Source organism: Bacillus sp. AFS037270 (genome assembly GCF_002585305.1).
In genome coordinates this window covers 1-23,576 of the sequence record NZ_NUNF01000040.1, presented here as the reverse complement: position 1 = coordinate 23,576, position 23,576 = coordinate 1, and the positions used below count along the sequence as shown (strand labels likewise).

At 39.3% G+C, this 23,576-nt stretch carries 28 protein-coding genes and 1 rRNA gene; 1 reads left to right on the top strand and 28 read right to left on the bottom strand.

From position 1 onward, the window contains the following. Positions 1–63: 63 nt before the first annotated feature. The 17 genes from fin to metG all read right to left on the bottom strand — a co-directional run bounded on the left by fin (position 64) and on the right by metG (position 15,349). Positions 64–294, bottom strand: a complete 231-nt coding sequence (gene fin / locus COD92_RS19880) for an anti-sigma-F factor Fin (protein WP_098530259.1) — start codon at positions 292–294, stop codon at positions 64–66. A 135-nt stretch (positions 295–429) separates the two neighbouring features. Continuing rightward, complete coding sequence (gene pth / locus COD92_RS19875; RefSeq protein WP_098530284.1) at positions 430–990, bottom strand: aminoacyl-tRNA hydrolase; 561 nt, start codon at positions 988–990, stop codon at positions 430–432. A gap of 193 nt (positions 991–1,183) precedes the next feature. Continuing rightward, positions 1,184–1,813: a 50S ribosomal protein L25/general stress protein Ctc gene (locus tag COD92_RS19870; protein ID WP_098530260.1), complete on the bottom strand. Its 630-nt coding sequence runs from the start codon at positions 1,811–1,813 to the stop codon at positions 1,184–1,186. A gap of 76 nt (positions 1,814–1,889) precedes the next feature. Then, positions 1,890–2,846, bottom strand: coding sequence for a ribose-phosphate diphosphokinase (locus tag COD92_RS19865; RefSeq protein WP_098530261.1), 957 nt, complete (start codon positions 2,844–2,846; stop codon positions 1,890–1,892). A gap of 24 nt (positions 2,847–2,870) precedes the next feature. Then, positions 2,871–4,244, bottom strand: coding sequence for a bifunctional UDP-N-acetylglucosamine diphosphorylase/glucosamine-1-phosphate N-acetyltransferase GlmU (gene glmU, locus COD92_RS19860; protein ID WP_098530262.1), 1,374 nt, complete (start codon positions 4,242–4,244; stop codon positions 2,871–2,873). A 206-nt stretch (positions 4,245–4,450) separates the two neighbouring features. Next, a complete protein-coding gene (gene spoVG, locus COD92_RS19855) occupies positions 4,451–4,741 on the bottom strand; it encodes a septation regulator SpoVG (protein WP_003347151.1) in 291 nt (96 codons plus the stop codon). 367 nt (positions 4,742–5,108) lie between these two features. Next, complete coding sequence (gene ridA, locus COD92_RS19850) at positions 5,109–5,483, bottom strand: 2-iminobutanoate/2-iminopropanoate deaminase (RefSeq protein ID WP_098530264.1); 375 nt, start codon at positions 5,481–5,483, stop codon at positions 5,109–5,111. A gap of 1 nt (position 5,484) precedes the next feature. After that, positions 5,485–6,312 (bottom strand): pur operon repressor, encoded by an 828-nt coding sequence (gene purR / locus COD92_RS19845; protein WP_098530265.1) that lies wholly within the window; start codon positions 6,310–6,312, stop codon positions 5,485–5,487. A 56-nt stretch (positions 6,313–6,368) separates the two neighbouring features. Next, positions 6,369–7,238, bottom strand: coding sequence for a 4-(cytidine 5'-diphospho)-2-C-methyl-D-erythritol kinase (gene ispE / locus COD92_RS19840; protein WP_098996492.1), 870 nt, complete (start codon positions 7,236–7,238; stop codon positions 6,369–6,371). Positions 7,239–7,516: 278 nt separating this feature from the next. Continuing rightward, positions 7,517–7,702 (bottom strand): small, acid-soluble spore protein, alpha/beta type, encoded by a 186-nt coding sequence (locus tag COD92_RS19835; protein WP_098530266.1) that lies wholly within the window; start codon positions 7,700–7,702, stop codon positions 7,517–7,519. Between the two features lie 128 nt (positions 7,703–7,830). Beyond that, complete coding sequence (gene veg, locus COD92_RS19830; RefSeq protein WP_007084178.1) at positions 7,831–8,094, bottom strand: biofilm formation stimulator Veg; 264 nt, start codon at positions 8,092–8,094, stop codon at positions 7,831–7,833. Positions 8,095–8,339: 245 nt separating this feature from the next. After that, positions 8,340–9,224, bottom strand: a complete 885-nt coding sequence (gene yabG, locus COD92_RS19825; RefSeq protein WP_098530286.1) for a sporulation peptidase YabG — start codon at positions 9,222–9,224, stop codon at positions 8,340–8,342. A 168-nt stretch (positions 9,225–9,392) separates the two neighbouring features. Continuing rightward, positions 9,393–10,271, bottom strand: a complete 879-nt coding sequence (gene rsmA / locus COD92_RS19820) for a 16S rRNA (adenine(1518)-N(6)/adenine(1519)-N(6))-dimethyltransferase RsmA (protein WP_098530267.1) — start codon at positions 10,269–10,271, stop codon at positions 9,393–9,395. Further along, positions 10,264–10,824, bottom strand: a complete 561-nt coding sequence (gene rnmV, locus COD92_RS19815; RefSeq protein ID WP_098530268.1) for a ribonuclease M5 — start codon at positions 10,822–10,824, stop codon at positions 10,264–10,266. The genes rsmA and rnmV overlap by 8 nt, the downstream gene beginning before the upstream one ends. Before the next feature lie 208 nt (positions 10,825–11,032). After that, the gene (locus tag COD92_RS19810; protein ID WP_098996491.1) at positions 11,033–12,214 is read right to left on the bottom strand and encodes a G5 and 3D domain-containing protein; all 1,182 of its coding nucleotides are present in this window, start codon (positions 12,212–12,214) and stop codon (positions 11,033–11,035) included. Positions 12,215–12,448: 234 nt separating this feature from the next. Continuing rightward, positions 12,449–13,219: a TatD family hydrolase gene (locus COD92_RS19805; protein WP_098530270.1), complete on the bottom strand. Its 771-nt coding sequence runs from the start codon at positions 13,217–13,219 to the stop codon at positions 12,449–12,451. Between the two features lie 171 nt (positions 13,220–13,390). Further along, on the bottom strand, positions 13,391–15,349 hold the full coding sequence (gene metG / locus COD92_RS19800; RefSeq protein WP_098996490.1) for a methionine--tRNA ligase: 1,959 nt from the start codon (positions 15,347–15,349) through the stop codon (positions 13,391–13,393). Between the two features lie 474 nt (positions 15,350–15,823). On the opposite strand from metG, the gene COD92_RS19795 reads away from it, so the two are divergent. Then, on the top strand, positions 15,824–16,108 hold the full coding sequence (locus COD92_RS19795; RefSeq protein WP_098530272.1) for a transition state genes transcriptional regulator AbrB: 285 nt from the start codon (positions 15,824–15,826) through the stop codon (positions 16,106–16,108). Between the two features lie 35 nt (positions 16,109–16,143). Here the strand turns inward: COD92_RS19795 and rsmI are convergent, their stop codons facing one another. The 11 genes from rsmI to rrf all read right to left on the bottom strand — a co-directional run bounded on the left by rsmI (position 16,144) and on the right by rrf (position 23,476). Further along, complete coding sequence (gene rsmI, locus COD92_RS19790; protein ID WP_098530273.1) at positions 16,144–17,025, bottom strand: 16S rRNA (cytidine(1402)-2'-O)-methyltransferase; 882 nt, start codon at positions 17,023–17,025, stop codon at positions 16,144–16,146. After that, positions 17,003–17,287, bottom strand: a complete 285-nt coding sequence (locus tag COD92_RS19785) for a GIY-YIG nuclease family protein (protein ID WP_098530274.1) — start codon at positions 17,285–17,287, stop codon at positions 17,003–17,005. The genes rsmI and COD92_RS19785 overlap by 23 nt, the downstream gene beginning before the upstream one ends. Beyond that, positions 17,277–18,017 (bottom strand): tRNA1(Val) (adenine(37)-N6)-methyltransferase, encoded by a 741-nt coding sequence (locus tag COD92_RS19780; protein WP_098530275.1) that lies wholly within the window; start codon positions 18,015–18,017, stop codon positions 17,277–17,279. The genes COD92_RS19785 and COD92_RS19780 overlap by 11 nt, the downstream gene beginning before the upstream one ends. Positions 18,018–18,080: 63 nt before the next feature. Continuing rightward, positions 18,081–18,455, bottom strand: coding sequence for a DNA replication initiation control protein YabA (gene yabA / locus COD92_RS19775; protein ID WP_098530276.1), 375 nt, complete (start codon positions 18,453–18,455; stop codon positions 18,081–18,083). 12 nt (positions 18,456–18,467) lie between these two features. Beyond that, positions 18,468–19,295 carry a PSP1 domain-containing protein gene (locus COD92_RS19770; protein WP_098530277.1) on the bottom strand — a complete coding sequence of 276 codons (828 nt, stop codon included), beginning with the start codon at positions 19,293–19,295 and terminating at the stop codon, positions 18,468–18,470. Then, entirely contained in the window at positions 19,288–20,295 is a 1,008-nt protein-coding gene (gene holB, locus COD92_RS19765; protein ID WP_098530278.1) for a DNA polymerase III subunit delta', read from the bottom strand. Before holB ends, COD92_RS19770 begins: the two co-directional genes overlap by 8 nt. A gap of 30 nt (positions 20,296–20,325) precedes the next feature. Beyond that, positions 20,326–20,655, bottom strand: a complete 330-nt coding sequence (locus COD92_RS19760; RefSeq protein ID WP_098530279.1) for a cyclic-di-AMP receptor — start codon at positions 20,653–20,655, stop codon at positions 20,326–20,328. 81 nt (positions 20,656–20,736) lie between these two features. Next, entirely contained in the window at positions 20,737–21,369 is a 633-nt protein-coding gene (gene tmk / locus COD92_RS19755; RefSeq protein WP_098530280.1) for a dTMP kinase, read from the bottom strand. Positions 21,370–21,394: 25 nt separating this feature from the next. Next, the gene (locus COD92_RS19750) at positions 21,395–22,837 is read right to left on the bottom strand and encodes an aminotransferase class I/II-fold pyridoxal phosphate-dependent enzyme (protein ID WP_098530281.1); all 1,443 of its coding nucleotides are present in this window, start codon (positions 22,835–22,837) and stop codon (positions 21,395–21,397) included. Between the two features lie 95 nt (positions 22,838–22,932). Beyond that, positions 22,933–23,136, bottom strand: a complete 204-nt coding sequence (locus COD92_RS19745) for a sigma factor G inhibitor Gin (RefSeq protein ID WP_304364589.1) — start codon at positions 23,134–23,136, stop codon at positions 22,933–22,935. A gap of 224 nt (positions 23,137–23,360) precedes the next feature. Further along, positions 23,361–23,476 (bottom strand): 5S ribosomal RNA (rrf, locus tag COD92_RS19740). Positions 23,477–23,576: the final 100 nt, after the last annotated feature.

Below are 23,576 nucleotides of genomic sequence, written 5' to 3'. Positions count from 1 at the left end.
GCACACTAGCCGCTAAAAAGCTAAGCTAGACTATTATCTAAGTAGAGTGTTTTATCCACTATTTTAATGAATAAGAAAATCATATTGATGGTAATCTGGATTTCGCTCTAATGCTTCCTGACAATCCTCGCAAATGGCTTTGATATGAATGTCACCAGATGATTCATACGAGACCATTTCCTGTCTTTCCAGATCCGTTAATTTATGAAGGCCTAGAGTTTCTGCATGGATCGATGTTTGTTCAATAGAGCCAAGTTTTGTACCACAATGACGGCAATAATACTGGATGGCCACGCCTGTCCCTCCCTAATCTAGAATTCCACTACTAGTATTAACCTGATAAATGGAAGTTATTCAACTAGATTACTTTGTGGAGGGTTAACATTGTTTTTCTTCAATGTATGAATGAAAGACTAGTATCATGAACAATTATTGATTATATTCATTCATAACCTGTAGAAACGGCTTCTTTAGCCAAGCAGCACAAGCGTCTGCACTTCTTTTTACGGCTTCCTCAGTAAAAGGTCTCTCCTCCTGACGAAAACGTCCTAGGACATAATCAGGTACGCTCATTCCTGGAGTTGGCCGGTTAATTCCTATCCGAATCCGGTTAAATTCCTGCGTCCCCAGATGGGCAACAGTAGACTTAATTCCGTTATGCCCCCCTGGACTCCCTTTTTGGCGAAGTCTTATTTTGCCAACAGGCAGATCCAGGTCATCATAAATGACTAATAAATCCTCTAACTCTATTTGATAATAATCCATTACCGCCCGGATTGATTCCCCTGATAAGTTCATATAGGTTAATGGTTTTAAAAGTAGTACCTTTTCCCCGTTATGTAGGCCAATCCCATATACGCCCTTAAATTTTGATTGATTTAACGGAATAGAGAATTGATCCGAGAGTGTATCGATTACCTCAAAGCCAATATTATGTCTTGTTTGATCGTATTGTTTTCCAGGGTTTCCTAAACCTACGATTAATTTCATCTGTGTTCCCACCTCTTCCGGTTTAGTCATCCTTCTAAAAAATTTTCGGAACATCGCCATTCTCCCATAATAACATGATTTCCTTAATTATGCGTTAAAAGACGTAACCTTAAATAGGTTACGTCTCGAACTCTTAAACTTTGATTACTACCTAGCAGCTAGTGTCCTTCGCTAAACGGACACTTCAGCTTTTCTATTCTGGAGTAGTTTCTCTGCCTTCTTCGTGATCAGGATGACCTTCCTGCTGTTGTTCACCTGAGTTAATTTCTTCTTCCTGTCTTGGAGGTAAGATGGAAGCAACCACTTCCTCATCCTCGTGATTAATAGTAAAGCCTCCACCGGTAGGGATATTTCCTACTAGAACAGTTTCACCAACTTGAAGGTTGGTGATATCCACTTCAATTTGCTGCGGGATATTATCCGGAGTGGATGTGATCGATAACTGGTGGATAGACTGCTGCAAGACACCACCATCTTTCACGCCAATCGCTTCGCCAACAAGTGCAAGCCTGACTTCCACATTAATTTTGGAGGATTTATCTACTGCTAAGAAATCAACATGAAGAATTTCCTTTTTAAATGAATCCTCTTGATAATCCGATAAAACGACATCGTACTTATTGCCATCGACATCAAGAGAAATGACACCGTTTCTGCCGACCGTACGGATGGTTTTGGTTAAATCTGCAGAACTCACAAATACCGGTTTACTTTCAACCTTTGCTCCATAAACCACTGCGGGGATATTTCCATTATTACGGAGTTGTTTCAATGCTGAATGACGGAGTTCCGTCCGTTCTTTTGCTTGTAAAACAGTACTCATACGTTAGATACCCTCCTATTATTAACACTTACTATATAAAAATGCCCTAAAATAGGAGGGTCTAAACATTTATTTATTAATCAAATAATGTAGATACTGACTGTTCTTCGTGAACACGGATAATCGCTTCACCAAGTAATGGTGCGACAGAGAGATGAATAATTTTATCCATATTTTTCTCTTCAGGAAGCTCAATCGAGTTGGTAATCACTAATTCTTTTATTTTTGAATTTTGAATTCTTTCAATTGCTGGACCACTCAACACAGGGTGTGTACAGCAGGCGTATACTTCTTGTGCTCCATTTTCCACTAAGGCATTAGCTGCAAGGGTAATCGTACCTGCTGTATCAATAATATCATCGATCAAGATCGCGATCTTACCTTCAATGTTACCAACTATATTCATAACTTCCGCAACATTTGGTCTTGGACGGCGTTTATCGATGATAGCAATTGGAGCCTTTAAACGCTCAGCCAATTTACGTGCTCTTGTTACACCGCCATGGTCTGGGGAAACAATGACCACGTCACCATTGAATTGACGGCTTTTAAAATACTCTGCTAAAATCGGCACACCCATAAGATGGTCAGTTGGAATTTCAAAGAAGCCTTGAATTTGCGGTGCATGAAGATCCAAACAGATTACTCTGGTTGCTCCAGCAGTTTCAAGCAGGTTCGCCACTAATTTAGCTGTAATTGGCTCACGAGCACGTGCTTTACGATCTTGACGTGCATAGCCATAATAAGGCATAACAATGTTGATGGTTTTTGCAGAAGCTCTCTTTAAGGCATCAATCATGATAAGTAATTCCATGATATGTTCATTAACAGGCTGGCTCGTTGATTGAATAACATAGACATCACAACCGCGGATACTTTCTTCAATATTGATTTGAATCTCACCGTCACTAAATCTGGTTACAGAGCATTTTCCCAGCTCAACGCCAATGAATTTTGCAATTTCTCTTGCCAAAGGCATATTTGAGTTTAAACTAAATACTTTTAAATTCGGATCTAAATACTGATTAGACATGATTGCCCTCCAATTGTAATAGCTTTATTTCTTAAGATTAAGTTTCTGAACGTAACCCTCTTTATTAACTTGTTTTGCACGAGCAATCGCTAAAGCCTCTTCAGGCACATTCTTTGTGATCGTCGAACCCGCAGCAACATAAGAGCCTTTTTTAATGGTGACTGGGGCAACTAAATTAGAATTACAGCCAATAAAGACACCATCTTCAATTTTTGTTAAGTATTTATTTTTCCCATCGTAATTAACTGTTATGGAGCCGCAGCCAATGTTTACATCACTGCCCACCTCGGCATCCCCAATATAGCTTAGATGTGAGGCTTTACTTCCTTTTCCAAAGACTGCCTTCTTAATCTCAACAAAGTTGCCAATTTTGACATCATCTAAGATGGTGGAATCAGGACGAATGTGTGCAAATGGCCCAATGTTAACATGAGAACCAATGGAGCTGTTAATAGCGGCTGATTGACGAATAACCGTTTCATTCCCAATTTCACATGTATCAATTTCAGAGTTTGGACCTATTATACATTCTGTACCTATTTTTGAATGACCTTTAATCATGGTTCCTGGATAGATAACTGTATCTTGCCCAATTTCGACATCTGCTTCTATGTAAGTATTTGCAGGGTCAATAATCGTTACCCCATTACGCATATGGGATTCATTAATTCGTGAACGCATAGTCTTTTCCGCTTCTGCTAAGGCAACTCGGTCATTTACACCTAAGGTTTCTTCAAATTCGTCAGTTTGGTAGGCAGTAACCACTTCACCTTGTTTCTTCATAATTTCAATCACATCAGGTAAGTAGTATTCCCCTTGTACATTATCGTTTGAAACATTTTTTAAAGCCTCAAACAATGCCCGGTTGTCAAAACAATAGGTACCTGTGTTAATTTCATTAATTTCCCGCTCTTCTTCTGTAGCATCTTTATGCTCGACAATCTTTTCGACTAGCCCCTCTTGATTGCGGATTATGCGTCCGTATCCTGTTGGGTTATCAATTTTAGCAGTGAGGATGGTTGCTTTTGCCGATAATTGTTCATGGTGTTTAAATAGAGACTCCATTGTTTCGGCTTTAATTAACGGGGTATCACCACAAACAACGATCGTTATACCTTCTTTTCCCTCAAGCATATCTTGAGCTTGCATAACCGCATGGGCAGTGCCCAGCTGTTCTTTTTGTAATGCATAGAAACTTCTATCACCTAATTGTGCTTGAACCATTTCAGCTCCGTGACCGATGATTGTGACCATTTCTTTAATATTAAGCTTTGTTATTTGATCAACTACATGTTGTACCATAGGTTTACCGCACACTGGGTGTAAAACTTTATAAAGCTTAGATTTCATCCGCGTTCCTTGCCCTGCAGCCAAAATCACAGCATAACGATTAGGCATGTTCAATCCTCCAATTTACCTTTTTATCCATTAAAAATATTAACGTAAATGAACTCGCTTTTCAAGGAATGATGGGAAAGTGTCTAATTTTGTCATATTAAGTAGTATGAAAGCTTGAATAGAAAATGAATTGAGGGGTTTGTTTTTGGGGGTAAAAAACAATAAAAAGAGCCTTCATAGAAGAAAGGCCCTAGTTGTTAAAATCCTTAGGAAGCTCCGGCTTCTTCAAATTCTACTTCCAATTCACCTAATCGGTGATACTCTGCCAAGACAGCTTCTTGGATTTTACCACGTGTTCCCGAATTGATTGGATGCGCAATGTCACGAAATTCTCCATCTGGAGTACGTTTACTTGGCATAGCTACAAATAAACCGTTGTTTCCGTCAATAACACGGATGTCATGAACAACAAATTCATTATCCAATGTGATTGATGCAATCGCTCTCATTCTTCCATCCGTATTTACCCGGCGTAATCTTACGTCAGTTACTTCCATGTGCTCACACCCTTTTTGATTATATAAAATGCTAGTTAAATAAATTCAACAATTAATTCTATTATCCTTCTTTAATTTTTATTTTTTTTTGAAAATTTAGGGCAAAATCGTGAACATTTGTAGGAATAAACGTTTTCAACACGTGAATCGTAGAAAATAGTCGGTAAAATAAGCCTTTCGCATTATAAGAAAAGCGTAAGGCGCCCGCCTATCGGCGACAAGCACAAGACGAGCCGGCTGGAAGGCTGTTCTTTAACCTTTTGGACNNTGGAGCTGGACAATTCTCAAGGCCAAAAACTTTTATACTTTCCTCAACTTATTAGAAAGGCGCTAGAGCTGGACGATTTCATAAAAAAAAGCACTCGGATTACTTCACGAGCGCTACAACTTCGATTTCAACTAATGCATCTTTTGGTAAACGAGCCACCTCTACACAAGAACGGGCTGGTTTATGTGTGGAGAAATACTCACCATAGACTTCATTAACAGCAGCAAATTCATCCATATTTTTAATAAAAACAGTTGCCTTCACTACCGTTTCAAGCGATGCTCCTGCTTCAGCTAATACCGCCTGTAAGTTCTTAAATACTTGATGGGTCTGTTCCTTTACATCACCTGTTACCATAATCCCTTCAGCCGTTAATGGGATTTGCCCAGAGCTGTAGAATAAATTATTGACGACAATTCCTTGGCAATATGGCCCAATTGCTGCCGGTGCTTGATTGGTTTGAACTACTTTCATGTTAACCCCTCCATATATTAAAATAATTCCCAGCTTGTACACTAATCTTTTTTTCTTTTACATCTACATCTGCTAGTTGTACCAACGATAAATATTCATCCACTAACCGTTCCTGTATTTTCTCATCTTCGACTAATACAGCAATTCCAGCAAGCTGGGAATTAAATTCCTCAAGCATACTGATCATTCCCATTACCGTTCCGCCTGCTTTCATAAAATCATCCACAATGAGGACACGGGAATCCTGTCTCATGCTTTTCTTAGAAAGTACCATTGTCTGTATCCTTTTAGCAGAACCCGAAACATAATTAATACTAACCGTTGGTCCTTCTGTCACTTTACTATCTCTGCGAACAATCACAACCGGAACATTTAATTGGCTTGCAACTGCATACGCCAGAGGAATCCCTTTGGTTGCTACTGTCATGACCACATCAATTTTAGTGTCAGCATAAGCAGAAGCGATAATTCGTCCGGCTTTCTGAACTATTTGCGGGTCCCCCAAAATATCAGTTAAATACAAATAACCGCCCGGTAACAGCCGTTCGGGATTGGCAATTAACTGACAAAGTTCATTTACAAAAGGCTCCGCTTTTTCCCGGCTTACTTTTACAAAAAATTTTACACCACCGGCGGCTCCCGGTACTGTTTGCAAAGTTCCAATTCCTCGTTGCTCAAAGGTCTCCTTCACAATCGCTAAATCTTCACTAATCGAAGACTTTGCTGAATCATATCGATCCGCAAAAAAGGTGAGCGGAACAAGCTGGCGAGGATGATCCAGTAAATAATTTGTCATATCAATCAAACGTTCACTGCGACGAAATTTCATATCTACCCTCCCAGAATCCGAATATTCTAATTAAAGGATACCATTATTGTACGCCTCTAATCAAGCGAATGTCGTTCTCCCAGCATTCGAACTGCAAAAACTTGGTCGCAAAAACCTCTTAATCCATTATAGATTCGATGCATTCTCGAATCATGCTGAACAATTCCAAATACGGTCGGGCCGCTTCCGCTCATTAACACGGCATCCGCACCAAAGCGCTTCATTTGCTCTTTAATTTGGGCAACTTCCGGATGTAGATTTAAAGTCACACCTTCAAGCACGTTACCGACGTTATCGCAGACACGTTGGTAGTTATGTTCTTTAATGGCCTGGATCATCCCATAGATATCCGGGTGTTTTGTTCCATTCAGATCAAGCCTGCGATAAACCTCAGCGGTCGAGACCCCAATAAAGGGTTTGGCTAAAATAACCCAGCATGTTGGCGGCGGTGGAAGTTCTTTAATGATTTCACCTCGGCCTTTTGCCAGGGCTGTGCCTCCGTAGACACAAAAGGAAACATCTGAGCCGATTTCGCTGCCAAGCTTGGCTAGTTCATCCAAACTTAAGCCAAGACCCCAAAGCTTATTCAAACCCCTTAAGGTTGCTGCTGCATCACTGCTGCCTCCTGCTAATCCGGCTGCTACCGGAATCGTTTTCTCGATTGAAATCAATACACCCTTCTTTACATTAAAACGATCCTTTAACAGCTGTGCCGCCTGATAAGCTAAATTACGCTGATCATCCGGCACATAGCGATTATGAGAAAGAATATGTATTTTATCTTGTTCTAGTAAGGATAGTTCTACCCGGTCTGATAAATCAATCGTGGTCATGATCATTTCAACCTCATGATAGCCATCAGGGCGTTTATGTAAAACATCTAATGCTAAATTTATTTTAGCCGGTGCTTTGACTAAAAGCTTCACTACGTCACCTACTTTTGTTTTGTCCAATAAGCACCCATTGGGCGCCTCTGCATACGATTCCAAAAATCCACATTTTGTCCTATTTTACCACAAAAAGATAAATGTAAGACGTCCGATATGAGATATCTATCCAATTTTATTATTATATCAGTCGTTTTACGTCGAAAAAAGCCATAATTTCGTGACAAAAAGAAAAGCGGGAGCGCCTTGACGCTGTGTTAGACAATAAGAAAAGGCCAGTGCAAAAATTCCTTGCACTGACCAAGCTGTGGTGTTAGTTAAGATTGGCGATTTTGATTGACTAGCTGCTGCTGCGCGAGTTCGATGGCACGCTTCACCATATTCCCTGCATCCTTTGCTCGAATGCCGCCCCAGCCTTCTTTCTGAACGACATCATAAAAACCAAGTTCCTTTGCTAGCTCCTCTTTAAAGCGATGAGACATAATCCCTCTTCTTCTGCCCATCTAAACAACCCCTTTCATACCACAGCATTCTTAGTATGTAAAAGATTATTCATTTTCATGAAGGTTTTTGAATTTATATACAGCAAAAAGCAGTAAACCTTAGTTTACTGCCACCCATTGCTTATATACTAGCTTAAAGCTACATGTCCTGCTGCATCATCATAGAAAGTAATTTGAACTGTTTCCGTTAAAACATCCGCATAGCTGTATGAAACACGCTCGAACGAATTTTCATCTTGATCTAACTCAATAACAAAAACAGATGGGTAAGTTTCTGCTAGAACTCCAGAACGTTCAATTGTTTTCCTGCGTCCACCATTGGCTTTCAGCAATAATCTTTTTCCCAAATTCGTGTCAAGAGCCTTTTTAATATCGGCTAAGGTTTTTGGCATTCGGTCCACCTCACTGTGTAAAGTATAACACACTGACATAGATTCTGTCAAACAAAAATATAAATTATATCAGTCCAACAAAATGATTGTCAATATTTTTTGTTCTACTTTTTCTTCTAATTTTCAACAATGTTATCGTTGCCTTAATAGTTGTTTAATATGTATTCATTTTTAAAAATGAAGCACTATTAGAATAAAGGGGAGCCAATTTATAATTATCCTTCAGCTCCACTTTACTAATAGGCTTATGCATCCTCTTCGGTGATGGGTCGATAAGGCATTCCTGTCCGTAATACTCCCCTTGTTTCAATCCCTCCGAGTCCTTTATCACCTGTTAGGGTATTTCTTAATACATCCCATACATTGATTCGTTCCATAAACGGGGTAAAACTAATTTTGGCCACAATATAGACGGGGTCGAGTGCGTGAATATTAATTCTTGCTGGGGAACTGGCATAGTTTGCTCCTGCGTGGATAAGTGATTCAAAATGAGATTGGCAGGCACCAGCAAAGATAACGAGTTGATCTAAATGTGGAACCTTTCTTCGGGCCTCTCTGACTGCCTGGACGAAATGCCTTGAATGGCGATAGGCATTAATATCAGTCATCTTCCCCTTTGCTTTGGAATAGGCATCGTGGCCTGTAATAACCAAGATATCAGGACGATATTGGTCCATTAAGCCGCCAATTCGTTCCGGCATTTCTTTTTCATTGCAGTGTATCCCTAACACGGGGATACCGATTTTTTCGTATACGGCCATGCATTTTTTTAAATATGTGGGATCACCGTCCAAGTGAAGAACCTTTCCAGGAATTTGAAAATAATTGCTCGGTTTCGCATAACCGCCAGTCGCTTCATATTCCCGACGATGTTTAATCAATTCAACATCCTGTCTAAATAATTTAAGTGACTGTTCTTCAAGTGTTCTGTATTCTTGCTGCAGCTTTACCCGTTCATCTTGATTAGGGATGACCAAATCAGTGTATGGTGCATCTGCTACTAGGCGGAAATCCTCCCCATAGAGGATGGCTACCTTCTGGTTGTTTATATTTTGAATATCGATAACGCGGAACAAGAGATCACAGTTATACGATTTTCTTCCGACAATATCCATTACCTTTATATCCACTGCCGTCACTCCAATAAGACCCTCTTAGGACTTTTAATTATGGGTTCTCTCATAGGCTATGCAGGGAATGTTGTCCTTGTTAAAAATTTAAGAAAAATGATACATAAGGAGGAGGTATTCGTTGGGATAAAAAAAATATCCTCATGAATCCATCATGAGGATAAAATGTTAATGAAAGTATGAATAAAGTTCATCAGCTAACCGGCCAAATTCTTCTAAGGAAAGTGTTTCTCCTCGGCGAACAGGATCGATTCCGCTTGCACTTAAAGCTGCAAGAATTTCTTCCTTCTTCTGTTTCCCATCAGGCAGCTGACTAGTTAAATTATTTAATAATGTTTTTCTTCGCTGAGCAAAGCTCGCCTTTGTCACCTGGAAAAAGAAGGCCTCATCCTTTACCACAACTGCAGGCTTCTCACGTTTAATTAATCTAATCACAGCAGAGTCCACATTAGGCTGCGGGACAAAAACCGTTTTTGGCACAATCATGACGGTCTCTGCTTCGGTGTAATATTGAACGGCAATTGAGAGCGAACCATATTCCTTTGTGCCAGGCTTGGCAGAAATTCGGTCTGCTACCTCTTTTTGCAGCATACAAACAATCCCACGGATCGGCAGACGGTCCTCAAGGAGCTTCATAATGATCGGAGTCGTAACATAATAAGGCAGATTGGCGACTACCATAATATCATGAATCCCTTGAAACTCCTCTTCCATCACAATTCGAACATCTGCTTCTAATACGTCCTTATGTATAACCCTGACATTTTCATAGGGTGATAATGTATCCTGCAAAATAGGCAGCAATCTTTGATCAATTTCAAATGCAATCACTTTTTTACTTGAACGTGCCAGCTGTTCCGTGAGGGCACCAATCCCAGGGCCAATTTCAATTGCACCTGAGTTCTCCGTTAAATCAGCAAAGCTGACTATCTTTTTTAATATATTTGTATCAATTAGGAAGTTCTGCCCAAGGCTTTTCTTAAAAGAAAAACCGTATTTTTCAAGTATTGCTCTCGTTCTGACTGGTGTAGCAATATCCTTATTCATTCTGTTCCTCCTGACGTATAACGCTTAATGCTTCTGCAAATTCTTGTTTGCTAATGCGGAACATCATCAATCGCTTATGCAGTTGTTTTCCGTTTGTATAACCAATTTTCAACAGCTTGCCTAACGAAGTTCTTCGCTCCTTCGAGCCCTCACCGCCAATTAGGCCGGCCATAATTAAATCCTCCTGGGTAATTTCCTCCGATATCACCTCGTGCATGATTTGTGCATCCTTTAACGCTTCTCTTATATCCTCCAGGCTGGCATGTTCTACCCCAAGACCCTTGCCGCCTTTGGCAATCGCTTTTTCTTTTGGCAAAAAAGCATGTTTACAACCAGGAACAGCCGCTGCGATCGTTTTTCTGATTTTTTCACCTGGAAAATCTGGATCGGTAAAAATAATCACCCCTCGTGTTGCCTGGGCACGGTTGATTTTTTCAATAGTAGTTTGGTTGACAGCCGAACCGTTGGTTTCGATCGTATCGGCATCGACAGCCCGTCTTATTGTTGTCGTATCGTCTTTTCCCTCAACGACGATGATTTCTTTGATTTTCATGTTAAGAATAAAAGCCTCCGTAATAATAAAATTAATAATGAAAAAATTGAAACATTTTTGTAATGTCCCTCGTCTATATTATTGAATGATTTCATACAATAAAGTATCCGCCCTGATAGAAAATAAAAGCTAGTATTCGTTGTTAGTATAAAGAATTTTAGGAAAAAAGCAAAATGCAGAGGAAGGAAATCCTCTGCACCCGTGAAAATTAGTTTAAGACTGTAATCTTTACTTTCTTACGCCCCCAGCGGTATGCATCCGCATGTGATGGCATTAATAAATCAATAATATACCCTTTAATGGCTCCGCCTGTATCAGCGGCCACAGCGTATCCGTAGCCTTCCACATACACTTTCGAACCAAGCGGAATAATTCTTGGATCAACTGCGATTACTTTCAAATTTGGATTAGCACGAAGATTAAGACCAGTAGCAGTACGTCCAGAGCAGCCATTACAATAGGCCGTATATGCTGTTGCCGTCACATAAAACTCCTTGCCTTTCGGAGTCTCACCGCGGGAAACTTGTAACGCCAAATCCTTCGTACCGACAGCCACAATTTTATCCTGTTTTTGTAAGATATTCTGCTCGTTAATCAATTTCCTAGACACTTCTTTGCCATTTTCAAGCATGACTTCGTACTGCTTTGAAACACGTCCGTGCTTTCCAGGAGCAATGACCTTTTCTTGCCCTTTTTGCAAATTACCATCCTTTTTCGTTACCACGGCAAATTGAACGGGTTCTTCCACTACATCGGTGACTTTTTCTACTCGAATAACGTTTACAACACCATTCTCTCGTATATTTGCAGTTAATGGTGGTTCAACTCTGTCTAATTCTTTTAGTTTGGTGCCCTGCTGTTTTAAAAAGTCAGCGACCGTAGTCGAAGTGGTCCAAACCTTTTGCGTCTTTCCGCCGTCCACGTATGTAAGATGAAACGCAATATTAATCTTCAAATTCATCTTATTTTTAATTGCTGCTTGTGGATTTGCCGAAATTTGATCATGTTCCTTTAATAAAATCTTCTGCTCTTTTAGGAGCTCAGCCACAGTATCGGCCGTAGTCCAGATCGTTTTCTTCTCGCTGTCTTTGACAATGTGAACCATGTTCGCCTGCTTCCACACAACTTTCAGGTCATCCTTAACCTTTGCAGTTGCTTTTGGATACAGGTAGTCTTTTGACGAGAGGGATACATCCAGTTCATCTAATAATTCCTTGATGGTATCTGCATGTGTGTTCACAACCATCTGCTTGCCATTGAGTGTCATTGCTACAGTATTCTTTGAGCCTTCAAAAAAGAAAATCCCCAGAGTTGTAAGCAAAACTACAAAACTAGCAAATATGATGGTCCATGACCTCCCGCTCAAAGACTCTGGAAACAGGTTTTTCATGTTTTGGAATACGATGAAAAACGCCTCCTTTTCTTTGGAGAGATTATAGAGAACCATACGCCGGCTGTCAATCCTTGCTAATCCTGTTAAGGTAGTTCTAATTATGCACAACCTTTAAAGCTTTGCAAAGAAAAACTTATCGACACGGTAATCCTATGTTGAAAAGGAGACATGTAGAACTTTTTGTTATCATAAAAAATTAGGACAAGCTTCTTATCGTTTCGACAAATTTCCTTAGCATTTTATGCCGAATAATTTCTTAGCATTTTGTGTCGTAGCCTCGGCTACTTCTTCAAATGTCAAGCCCTTAATTTCGGCAATTTGTTCAGCAACTAGCTTTACATAACCTGGTTCATTCCGTTTTCCCCGATAGGGATGAGGAGCCAAATAAGGGCAATCTGTCTCAATTAACAGCTTCTCAAGAGGAATTTCCGCGGCTACTTCTTTTGGTTTTTTCGCATTTTTAAAGGTAACGGGGCCGCCCAAAGAAATATAAAAATTCATTTTTACACATTCCTTTGCAACCTCAGGGCTGCCGCTAAAACAATGCATAATACCTCCTACTTCTTCCGCTTCCTCTTCTTTTAATATTTCCACGATATCGGCTGTGGCTTCACGGTTATGGATAACAATTGGCAATTTCACTTTTTTTGCTAAGCGGATTTGCTTACGAAACACTTCCTTCTGGATATCCTTTGGTGATTTGTCCCAGTGATAATCTAGGCCCATTTCACCTATAGCAACCACTTTAGGATGAGAAGTCAATTCCTCAATCCATGTTAAGTCCTCATCTGTCATGTCGATTGCGTCTACAGGGTGCCAGCCAACGCAGGCAAACATAAAGTCATAGCGTTCGACTAATTCCATTGCCCTTTGAATTGTCGGACGATCAAAACCTACGATGACCATATTGGAAACTCCCTCCGTTTGGGCCCGTTCAATAACCTCTTCTAGGTCTTCATTATATTGCGTGTCATTTAAATGTGCATGTGTGTCGAATAACATACGAATCAATACTCCTCTTTTCTTGTTATTTCTCGTTATTTTGTATTTCTAGTATTCCATTGTCTAAGAACAACTAATTAACAGGATAAATGTTCCACGTGAAACATTTTAAAGCAAATCCTGACATTTTTCTAAGTAAAAAGCGCCCGATTTGGGCGCCTTTGTCTTTAATTATTTTACCTTCGAACCATTTGGCAAGGTTTGATCGACGGTAGCGATTGAAAGCTGACCATCTTGTGATCCTGCTAAAATCATACCTTGTGATAATTCACCGCGAAGTTTAACAGGCTTTAAGTTGGTAATACAAATTACTTTCCGGCCAACAAGCTCTTCAGGCTTATAGTATTGTGCAATACCTGAGACAACTTGGCGCTTTTCATAACCTAAATCTAACTGTAGTTTTAGCAGTTTATCTGCCTTTTTTACAGGCTCTGCTTGAATAACCTCAGCAACACGTAAATCCACCTTCATGAAATCATCAATGGAAATTTCCGCAAGCTCCTCTGGTTTTTCTTCTTCTTTCTTTTCTTCGATAACCGGCGTGCTTCCTTGCATTTTTGTTTTGATGAATTCTACTTCCTCAGCAATATCCAATCTTGGGAATAACGGAGCATCCTTTTGTACCTTAACTCCACTTGGAATCTTGCCAAAGCCTTCGAGACTCTCCCATGTTTTCAATCCCTCATCTTGAATACCTAATTGTGTAAAAATCCCATTAGGCGTACGAGTTAAAAATGGCTTTAATAGGATCGCAGTACGGCGTAAAGATTCTGCCAAGTGAACCATTACACTAGCAAGTTCTCCTTTTTGCGCTTCATTTTTAGCCAATGTCCATGGTTGTGTTTCGTCAATGTACTTATTTGTCCGACTGACTAACTGCCAAATGGAAGTTAATGCCACGGAGAACTCCATTTTTTCCATTGCCTCTTCGTATTTTGCAACTGTTTCACGGTTTACCTGAAGCAGCGATTCATCAAATTCACCAACAGAACCAGCATAATCAGGAATCACACCGGCAAAATACTTTTCAATCATTGCCACTGTCCGGTTTAGTAAATTGCCTAGGTCATTAGCCAGGTCAAAATTAATTCTTTCAACAAATCCCTCTGGTGTAAACACACCATCTGCCCCAAAAGGTACTTCCCGTAATAAATAGTAGCGAAGAGCATCTAGGCCATAGCGATCAATTAAGGTAACTGGGTCCACTACATTGCCTTTTGATTTCGACATTTTTCCGTCTTTCATCAACAACCAGCCATGCGCAAATACCTTCTTTGGCAGTGGTAAATCCAAGGCCATTAACATGATTGGCCAATAGATCGTGTGAAAACGGACAATTTCCTTACCAACTAGATGAACATCCGCAGGCCAATAATTTTTATACTTGGCATCATCCTCTGTACCATACCCAAGCGCGGTAATATAATTGGAAAGCGCGTCAATCCATACATAGATGACATGTTTAGGATTTCCGGGGACTTTAATTCCCCAATCAAAAGTTGTTCTTGATACTGCTAAATCCTCAAGGCCAGGCTTTATAAAGTTATTAATCATTTCATTTTTACGGGATTCTGGCTGAATAAACTCTGGATTTTCCTCATAATATTGCAAAAGCCTATCAACATACTTACTCATTCTAAAAAAGTATGATTCTTCTTTGACCTTTTCAACAGATCGGCCGCAATCAGGACAGTTACCATCTACCAGCTGGCGGTCCGTGTAAAAAGATTCACAAGGTGTACAATACCAGCCTTCATATTGATCAAGATAAATGTCTCCTTGCTCAAGAAGCTTGGCAAAGATTTTTTCTACGACTTGTTTATGTCTATCTTCAGTTGTGCGAATAAAATCATCATATGAAATATCTAGTTTATTCCAGAGATCTTTAATACCTCCGACAATCTCATCAACATATTGTTGCGGTGTTACACCCTTCTCCTCAGCTTTGCGCTGAATTTTTTGTCCGTGTTCATCCGTACCTGTTAGATACATTACATCAAAGCCGCGCATCCGCTTATAACGAGCCATCGCATCACCCGCAACTGTAGTATACGCATGTCCAATATGTAAATTCCCACTTGGATAATAAATCGGTGTGGTTAAATAAAAAGTCTTTAATTTTTCCTCCATTATATTCCCTCCTAAACAATGCAACTCCCATTAAACCATTATTGCCTCTTTTTAACGCTTCTATCATCAAAATATACCGAAAAATAAACTTTTGTGCAAGAAAGCGTATTGCTAGACTTCCAGATTTTTAAAATTATTTCCTAATACACCCACAAAGGCTGCTAAAGCAGCGTAATATATGAGAGAAAAGGAATATGTAGAAGTTTGTCGAATTGAATCATGCTTCTACGACAAATGGATTTTTTCAACACAATAGTATTATTAACTTACCTAATTGTTTAAATCTATTTACAAACCTTGTTATTACAACGTATTTGTCACTGGAAAAATTTGCACCCTTACTTTTTAAAATAAAATAATTGACGGATATGGGAAGTACTGGTATTATGAAAATATAAGAAATTTGTCGAATTGTGGCGAATTAATAGAGAAGATAGATAAATAATTTAAGTGTTTATGAGAGGAGTTTATAAAATGAAATCTACAGGTATTGTTCGTAAAGTTGATGAGTTAGGCCGCGTAGTTATTCCGATTGAATTAAGACGTACACTTGGTATTGCAGAAAAGGATGCTCTTGAAATCTATGTTGACGATGAGCGCATTATCTTAAAAAAATACAAACCAAATATGACTTGCCAAGTAACTGGTGAAGTTTCTGATGATAACATGGCTCTTGCCGGCGGAAAATTAATTCTTAGCCGTGAAGGTGCAGAACAATTAATAGAAGAAATTCAAAAGAATTTTGAACTTGTAAAATAAAAAAAATGCTCCAGCACGAAATCGTGCTGGAGTTTTTAATTTTCTTCAATATGATAGGCCTGATAAACCTCACGTTTGTTTAAACTTCGGTCTTTAGCTGTTTGCTTAATAGCATCCTTTGAGGAGATATTTTTTTCCGTTATGTAGTAATTGACATGCTCCTCCACTGATAAATCTTGCCACCAGTTTATTTCTTCTTCCTCTTCTTGAATTTCGGTACCTTCTACAATCAAACAAAATTCTCCGCGGATTTCATTAGATTGTGCCCAACTGTTGATTTCTTCAAGGGTTCCCCGAATAAACTCTTCATATTTCTTTGTTAATTCCCGGCAAATTACGACCTCTCGGTTACCAAGAACCTCGATCATAATGGCTAAGGTTTCTTTTAAACGATGCGGTGATTCATAAAAGATCAAGGTAGCCTTTTGTTTTCTCAAAACCTCTAATTCAGCCCGCTTCTCTTTCTTATTCCGGTGTAAAAACCCATAAAAATAAAAAGGCTGACAAGTTAGTCCTGAGGCAATTAATGAAGTGAGTGCAGCATTTGCCCCGGGTAACGGAACCACCGCTACTTGTTCACTTATCGCAGCCTGAACAAGCTCATATCCAGGGTCAGAAATCGCGGGCATGCCCGCATCGCTGACTAGGGCAACCTTCAAGCCTTGCTTGACCTTTTCAATCAACTTTTCCCCGCTAGTTTCCTTATTATGTTCATGATAGCTGACTATCTGGGTATCAATTTCAAAGTAATTACACAATTTTTTTGTATTTCTGGTATCCTCAGCAGCAATCAAGTCTGCTTCTTTCATGATTCTAATAGCCCGAAAGGTCATATCCTCTAGGTTTCCTATTGGAGTAGGAACAAGATAAAGGATTCCCTTATCCGCTTCGTTTTCAAAGCTTTTCTGCTGCCACATCCGATTCACCATCTTTCATTAAATACTCCAGCTTTTTCTTTCTTGTTAACTGTTTAAACTGATATTCGGCCCTTAAGGCCTCCCCTTTGCTAGCAAAGACTTGATAATAGGTCAATTTGACCGGTCCTCTTCCCCGTGTATATTTTGCTCCCTTGCCCTCGTTATGCTGCTCGATTCGACGGTCAAGATCATTTGTATAACCGCCATAAAGACTTCCATCGCTGCACGTTAGGACATAAAAATAATGGCCGCTACTCTCCATATAAAATCCCTCTGATTTCAGGAGTGTATTCATCATCTTCATTATAAACAATTAGCGGCGACAGTATTTTCAAATCCGGACTGCCGTCTTTTATCGCTTCTACTAGAAGAATATTAGCTTCCTTGCCCTGCTTTGGATAGACAAACTGAATCCGCTTTGGTTCAAGCCTGTACTGACGCATTAACGTAATAATATCAATGAGACGACCAGGACGATGGACAAAGGCAACCTTGCCGCCTTGTCGGACTAACTGACTTGACGCTTTTATGGCATCTTCGAGCGTACAAAGAATTTCATGACGGGCAATGGCTAAATGCTCATTAGGATTTATTTCTTCTTTTGAAGGAGTTATAAAGTACGGGGGATTACAGGTAACCACATCAAATTTTCCATACCCTAACTGCTGAGGCATTTCTTTAATATCACCATGGATCATTTTTAAACGGCCTTCTAGTTTATTGTACTCAATACTTCGAACAGCCATATCATATAATCGATCTTGTATTTCCACACCCGTAATATTCCCTTTTGTCCGTGCACTTAAAAATAAAGGAATCACCCCGTTGCCGCTGCAGAGATCAATTAAATTCCCCTTTTGAATCGGAACATAAACAAATCGAGCCAGCAAAACGGCATCAAGAGAAAAAGCAAATACAGTTGGGCTTTGAATAATTCGAAGCTTCTCAGCCAGTAAATAATCAAGCCGTTCATCTTCTTTTAAAATCACCACTAACGATCCATCCTAACTAATAATGATATGAAAATAGAGGCTGCATCAATCAGCCTCTTAAGGTTATTTCTTATTAAGAAAAGAAAGACAAAATAAACAATCGCCTTCTTTACGCAAGCTGCCGAAGTGAAGATTACATATATGAAACCCCTCTTGATAAAGCCTTGCGAGATTATCATAACCTTCACCAACATCAAAATGCTTCCCACTTGGGGTTTCCGCAGCTGCTGCAGCACCCTGTTTCGTTTCTGTTTCTTTCTTTCCTTCTTCAGTGGTTACATCTAAACGGCGCCTTAAATGCTCGTTTTCGAGCTTTAAATAATGATTTTCTTCTAGTATCTCGGCTAAATGCTGCTTTAATTCCCCTAATTGCTGGTAAAGATGGCCAATTTGTGTTTCCATATTACTTACTGATTCAAAAATTTCCTTTTTATCCACGGCTTCCACCTCTTAATCTGTGGATTGTATAGAAAAGGCACCTTCTTTAATGATTTCATCCAAAGTATACTCCAGAACTCGTTCTTGTTCCTTTAGTTCAACCTGAAGTACCCGCTCTAATATATTTAATCCAACCACTTTTCCCTTACCTTGTGGCGTTTCAATAATTTCCCCTAAATCAGGCAAAGCTTCTTTAGCGGACTCATATTCATCATTTTCATATTTCAAGCAGCACATTAGTCTTCCGCACAACCCGGAAATCTTTGTTGGATTCAATGAAAGATTTTGATCCTTTGCCATTTTAATGGAGACAGGATCAAAGTCACCTAAAAAAGTAGAACAGCATAGCATTCTCCCGCATGGTCCAATACCGCCAAGCATTTTTGCCTCATCGCGGACACCAATTTGTCGTAGTTCAATGCGTGTCCTAAAAATGGCTGCTAAATCTTTAACAAGCTCCCGGAAATCAACTCTTCCATCTGCTGTAAAGTAGAAGATTACTTTGTTTCGATCAAATGTATATTCAACATCCACTAGTTTCATATCCAGCTGATGTTCATTCACTTTTTCATTACAAACCTCATAAGCTTCTTGGGCTGCCTGCTTATTTTCTTCAACAATCATTCGATCCTTTTGGTCGGCAATTCTGACCACCTTTTTTAACGGAAGGACAACATCATGTTCCTCAACCTGTTTGCGGGCAATCACAGCCCTTCCATATTCTACACCGCGGACAGTTTCGACAATGACAAAGTCATCCTTTTCAATTAAGAGGTCTCCCGGATCAAAATAATAGATTTTCCCCGCTTTTTTAAAGCGTACTCCTACAACATCATACAAATGAAGATCCCTCCTGCAATTTTAACACAAGCTGTTCCATCATCAGCTGAGGATTCATATTTGCCTGCAGCTTCCTTTTTGCATCAAGAATAGCTGACATTTGATCCGATAAGCGCCGTCCAGATGTTTGCAGGGCATACTGTCTTAACCGCTCATTCTCCTCTATAAAAACAAGCTGCTCCTGCCTATCCAATTGTATATATAGTAAATCTTTAAAGATTAGAAGTAAAAGATCTAAACCACGTTGAATCTGTTCTTTTTCTTTAAAGTGTAAAAACCAATCTCCCTGAAGTGTAACCATCGCCTCCAGCGGATTCTTTTTTAACACCTCATATAATTTTACCACTATTTTTTGGGCTTGTGCAAACCATTCATCAACATTTAATTTGAGAGCTTCTTCCAAATTATTGGTTAACTGTGCTAGTAATGGAGCCTTAGCTGGATGAACTCCATTTTCTATTAATTGTTTGATCATCATCTGTGGTGCTAACGGTTGAAATACCAACACCTGGCATCTAGATAAAATCGTCGGAAGCAGCTGTTGGACTTGCTCAGTTAAAAGAAAAGCTACCGTGCCCGGATTAGGTTCCTCGAGGAATTTTAGCAAGCTGTTAGAAGCACTCACGCTCATTTTATCAGCATGAGAAATTACGTATACTTTATGTTGAGATTCTACACCTTTTTTTGAAAATTCTGCCTGCAGATTTCGTATCTGCTCCACTTTAATCGATAATCCGTCCGGCTCGACTATATGAACATCAGGATGGTTTCCGTTATTGATTCGAAGGCAGTTATTACATGACTCGCAAGGTTTATATTCTTCTACTAACTGTTCACAAAATAAAGTTTTTGTAAATAATAGGGATATTTCCTTTTTCCCCGTCCCTCTCATGCCTTCAAAAAGGTACGCATGGGCCACTCGATTTTTTAACAAGCTGTTTTTTAACATTTTCAACACGGTCGGCTGCAGCTCTAGTAGTTGATCCCATGTTTTAACCAAATTAATCACTCGCTATCTATTAACACAAAATTAAAAATGCATATATTGTTCGATGGGTAACACAAATACGGTTGCTCCGCCAACCTCTACCTCTACCGGATAAGGGACGTAAGAGTCAGCGTTTCCTCCCATTGGTGAAACAGGGGCAACCAGCTGATCCCTGGATTTGCAGTTATCCTTAATAATTTGAAGAGCCCGGTCTACCCGGATATCTTCGGTACCTATCATAAAGGTTGTGTTCCCCGACTTCAAAAAACCACCTGTACTAGCTAGTTTGGTTGCTCTAAAATTATTATCTACTAATGCTTTAGATAAACGATTGCTATCTTGATCTTGAACGACGGCTATGATCATTTTCATATGGAACACCCTCTCCTCTTTTTTCCTTTATTTTATTATAACAGGTTATCTGCCGGTATACCTAAATAAAAAAGCCTTATACTAAAGGCTTTTCTCTGCTAATCTTGCTTTGATTATATTTAGAGTTTTTTGATAGACCTCATCAATGGTACCTGACGCATCAATCCGGACCATTCTGGCTGGGAAACGCTTCAATAGTAGAAGATATCCTTCTCTGACTTTATGATGGAAATCGAGATTTTCTAAGTCGAGGCGGTTTACTTCTCTTCCTTTATTTCTATTAATTCGCTTCATTCCTAATTCAGGTTCAATATCAAAATAAATAGTCAGCTCTGGGCTCAAGTCCTCAATGGCAAATTGATTAATCGCATAAACCTCATCCATTCCTAATCCACGGGCATATCCCTGATACGCTAATGAACTATCAACAAATCTGTCACATAGAACTACTTTCCCATCTTGTAATGCCGGCTTTACTTTTTCAATTAAATGCTGCCTTCTTGCTGCCGCATATAACAGTGCTTCTGTTCGAGGGTCCATAGCGGTATTTTCTTTATCTAAAATAACTTTTCTAATTTGCTCAGCTATTTCAATGCCTCCTGGCTCCCTGGTCAACAAAGAGTGCTCCAACTCTTTGGCTATTAGATTTATAATAGTTGTCTTTCCAGCCCCATCCGGACCTTCAAATGTAATAAAAGTTCCGCTTTCCTTCAAAATAAAACCTCCAGTATGTATAATCCTACGTTATAGAAAATGTCTTTAGATAACCTGCTTTTAATAGAGAGGCATCCCCTTGAAATCTTGCACCTGTTTGTAGTAAACGATTAAGCTGTCCAATCTTTCCACTTGTTATTCTTTCTCCCTTCATTAACAAAGGAATCCCAGGTGGATAGGGTATGATCGTATCTGCACAAACCAATCCTGATGCCCTCTCTATCTTGACTTCCATTACATTTAGTTTTTCCATTTCACTATAACTGATGGCTAACTCCGAAATCCTTTCATCGCCTGTCGGTATTTCTTCAATTATGTCGTTAAACGGCAAACCGTAAAGCGCACTTTTAATTTTCGCCGCAGTCTCGGATAATGGATAGACTTGTCCTTTTTTTAAAAGAGGTAAAATAAATAGGACATTATACGGATCAGCTAATTCCGTATATATTCCATTCGCTTCGAATCTTTTTTGTAATTGAAATCCTGTTAAATCAGATTTAGATTGTATGGTGATTTTAAGAGGATCACCAATTTTTTTTGGATATGTTAATACTCTTATGCTCTCAATCTTAGCTAAAGCTTCTTTAAAGGATTGGATTTCAGATAGAAGAAAGTGTACATCCTCTTGTTCATACGCAGCTAGGTAATGTCTGGAAATATCAAGTGATGCCATAATTGGATAGGACGGGCTGCTTGATTGAAATATCCCTAGATATTCTTCTACCCTTTTAAAATCTACCAGGTTACTATTTACATGCAAAAAGGAACCCATTGTCAGCGCTGGAAGGGTCTTATGTGCAGAGTGAACTACCAAATCCGCACCTAATTGTAGTGCCGATGCCGGAAAAGGGTCACCAATGATAAGATGAGGCCCATGTGCCTCATCTACCAATACGGGAATATGATGTTGATGAGCCAAATCGATGATTCCCTTTAAGTCATAGACCATCCCATAATAATTCGGGTAAGTTAAGATAATGGCTTTAGCATCAGGATACTGGTTAATGGCCTGTTGGACGGTTTGGGTGCTAATGCCTGCAGCTACCTTCCATTCCTGATCTACCTCTGGCTCAAGAAATACAGGCCTTACTTTTGCTAATTTTAGTGCATTTAACACCGATTTATGGCAGTTTCTTTGCACGAGCACTATTGAACCCTCCGCACAAGCTGCCATGATCATAGTAAGATTCCCTACAGTAGAACCATTCACAAGTAAGTAGCTTTTTTTTGTCTTGTAAAGCTCAGATAAAAGCTCTTCCGCTTCTCTGATCGCACCTTCTGGTGAATGCAGGTCATCTAAGCCGGTTAATTCTGTTACATCTATTTTTAGTATTCCTTTAAAAAATTCATCTTGTTTATATGCAGCTATTTCACCGTATTTATGGCCGGGAACATGAAAGGATAAAGGATTATTACTTAAATGTCCCTTTAGGGCATTATACAAAGGTGTTTCCAATTGATTTTTCATCTTATATCTTCCTTGCCTATTAAAACACATTTTTTAAGATCACTTTATTTAGTTTCCTATTTTTCAACAAAAAAATAAAGCCCTTTAAGGACTTATTATGAAAATATTTCAGGTGTGGTAATCTTTTTTAGCTGTTTAAGGAAATATTTATATCTTGGATCATTTGTATCTGTATGAATTAAATCATTTTCGCAGTCTGTACAAATAAAAGAAGTGTATAGATGTATGCCTTTTGGTTTTAGACTTTCACAAATAACGCACGTTTCCTCAAAATGATTATGTGCTAATAATGAACTCAATCCCCTCCACCTCCATACATCCATTCTGTCCGATACATCAGATTTGTATACAATTTTTCGAATAATCTTTTCAGCCGGCTCCTGTATTATCTTATGTTAATTACTCTCAATGGGTGTATGTCTACATGTGTTTTCTTTGAAAACACTTCGTACTTTTTGCTTTTTACTCATCTTTTTCGCCATAAACGCAAAAAAGACAATCCTTCTGGATTGTCCCTAGTGCTGCCTGGCAACGTCCTACTCTCACAGGGACAAAGTCCCAACTACCATCGGCGCTGAGAAGCTTAACTTCCGTGTTCGGTATGGGAACGGGTGTGACCTTCTCGCCAGAATTACCAGACTATAAAATTAGAGAGATCGTTCTCTCAAAACTAGATAATATAGAAGAAATGTTGTAAAAACGAGGTACGCCTATAGACTATGGTTAAGTCCTCGATCGA